This is a genomic window from Microcystis sp. M53602_WE12 (genome assembly GCF_030065455.1).
Lineage (GTDB): Bacteria > Cyanobacteriota > Cyanobacteriia > Cyanobacteriales > Microcystaceae > Microcystis > Microcystis aeruginosa.
In genome coordinates, this window is record NZ_JASJFB010000534.1 from 1 (window position 1) to 1,864 (window position 1,864).

The following is a 1,864-nucleotide window of genomic DNA, read 5'->3' on the forward strand; positions in this document are numbered from 1 at the left end:
TACGGTTAGGAACTTTTTCTATATACATGGCTATCATTTTAGCAAATGGAGAGAATTCTTTTCCATTAAGAAATGTTACAAATTACATGGGTACATTAAGATAAGTTAAGGGGGTGCATCCATTGATGGATAAGGGTTTTCGGCTATTATGGTATATATGTATGGGGGAAGTTCAGTTTTTAGTCCTCAAATAATTCGCTTGTTCTGTCGGTTATTTTCCCTGCTTAATAAATTAATAAATTCTCTTTTAGAGAAGGTTTTTCCACGCAATTCCTATTTCTCTTCTGCCTAGAGTTCCAGAAGAGCGCTAGGGAAGTGGGGGAAAATCCATAACTGGGTTTTTGAAGTTCGATCGAGAGTTAGTCGTAATATTAAAAACGGATTTGGTATAACATCTTGTCAATAAGTATTGTTATAATAATGACATCAATCAAGCTATAGTCGCCTATGTCTGAACAATTAATCGCTAATCTTGCTAATGCCTTTAAACCAGTTCCTTTACCTGCCGATAGTCCCTTTTATGTGAATCTAAAAGCAGTGAGAGCGGATGCCGATGTCTGTCAAGATTTAGGCAGAAAAATTATTCGTTCGCTGCCAACAGACTACACCCATCAACTCTACACAGGACATCGAGGAGGGGGGAAATCCACGGAATTATTGCGGCTGAAAAAATATCTAGAGCAAAAAAATTGTTTTGTTGTTTATTTTGCGGCAGATGAAGACGATATCGATCCAGAAGATGCTCAATATACAGATATTCTCATTGCCTGTACGCGCCATTTATTAGAACAACTAAAACAGGCTAATTCAACCCCCTTAAAAAACTGGATAAAATCTCGTTGGCAGGATTTAATTGATTTAGCTTTAACAGAGATTAAAGTGGAAGATGTCAAATTAGAAACGGGAGACTTGATTAAATATTTTGGTAAATTGTCTGCGGCGATTCGGGCAATTCCCAGTCAAAGACAAGAAATAAGAAATAAAATCAATCCTCATACTGTTACGCTGTTAACAGCACTAAATGAGTTTATTGATAATAGCAAAACTGTCTTAGATGATTCAACAAAATTAGTGGTAATTGTTGATAACTTAGATCGCATTGTACCGATATATCGGCGAGATCATAAAACTAATCATGATGAGATTTTTTTAGATCGAGCTAATCAATTAAAGGGGTTAAATTGTCATTTGATTTATACTATACCTATTTCAATGGCCTATTCTAATCGGGCCAATGATCTACGGGATATTTATGATAATGACCCGATGGTTTTACCGATGATTATGATCCGCAATCTTGATCGTACTATTAATCCTGATGGTATGGCAAAAATTAAGGCTATTATTGAGAAAAGAACGCAGCAATTTTTACCGACGAAAAAGCTAGAAACAGATATTTTTGAAAGTCAAGAAGTTCTGGAGCGATTATGTTTAATGACTGAAGGTCATGTACGAAACCTAATTTTATTAATGCAAACCGCTTTAGATCATGTGGATGCTTTACCTATTACCGCAAAAGCTGCTCAAAGAGCAATAACTCAAGCTAGAGATGTTTATCAGAGAACAGTAGAACACGAGCAGTGGAAAATTCTGGCTAAGGTATATCGTACCAACGAAATTCAAAATGATGAAGCTCATCGTAAATTATTATTCAATCGTTGTATTTTACAATATGCTTATTTTGATGCAGATGCAGAGTTGAAAAGTTGGTATGATGTGCATCCTTTAATCTCTTCGGGTCTAATTCCCCGCCGCTCGCGGCGTACAATAGAAAAATGAGTGAATACATCCATAAGAGCCATAATGTAAGTGTTTTGCTATATCATTTAGTGTTCCCAGCCAAATATCGTAAAGCCGTTTTCGA

At 36.0% G+C, this 1,864-nt stretch carries 1 protein-coding gene and 1 pseudogene; both read left to right on the forward strand.

The window, feature by feature from the left end:
- The first annotated feature begins 447 nt into the window (after positions 1-447).
- A complete protein-coding gene (locus PX482_RS17305; RefSeq protein ID WP_288095940.1) occupies positions 448-1,779 on the forward strand; it encodes a P-loop NTPase fold protein in 1,332 nt (443 codons plus the stop codon).
- Positions 1,776-1,864 (forward strand): annotated as a pseudogene (locus tag PX482_RS17310) (IS200/IS605 family transposase); the annotation flags it as partial. The gene PX482_RS17305 and the pseudogene PX482_RS17310, both read left to right, overlap by 4 nt.

Bases quoted from the DNA above. Each gene is read 5' to 3' on its own strand.
- PX482_RS17305 (WP_288095940.1), top strand. From the start codon at position 448: ATGTCTGAACAATTAATCGCTAATCTTGCTAATGCCTTTAAACCAGTT.